Annotated in this window: 1 protein-coding gene; it reads right to left on the bottom strand. The window is 44.6% G+C overall.

All coding sequences use genetic code 11. The features are described 5' to 3' along the window. On the bottom strand, nt 1-426 hold a 426-nt coding region (locus RMT89_RS41265; RefSeq protein ID WP_315888889.1), incomplete at both ends, for a hypothetical protein.

Here is a 426-nt window from a genome sequence, read left to right as displayed (position 1 = left end):
CAACTCTTGTCCATTCAGAATTGGCATAACCTTGATAGATGAGTCTGAAAGTTGTTGAACTTCGGTCTGCCGGAGGCACAAAATCTTTCCACCAATTTACAAGAAATCCTAGACCTGCTGCGGCTGGAGCCGCTGGAGCGCTCACTCTTTCCAGTTCTTGACCGTTATTCATATCCGTTAAAACCACACTTGTTTGCGCTGTTTCAGATGCGACATTGCGCACCACCCCTTTAAACTTAATTTCGATTTTAGGAGAACCTAAGCCGTGATTACAAGTAAGGTATAGTTCTCTTGGCCCGCTACCGCCACCATTTTGAGCAAATTGAACATCAGTAACCGCATTCGGCGCTAGGTTAGTCGTTCCAACTTGCAAATTGCCGATATTGGCGAATTGAATATTGACCTGATTAAGATATAGAATGCCGC

Source organism: Streptomyces sp. P17 (assembly GCF_032436805.1).
Lineage (GTDB): Bacteria > Actinomycetota > Actinomycetes > Streptomycetales > Streptomycetaceae > Streptomyces.
This window is presented reverse-complemented; position numbering and strand designations above follow the sequence as displayed.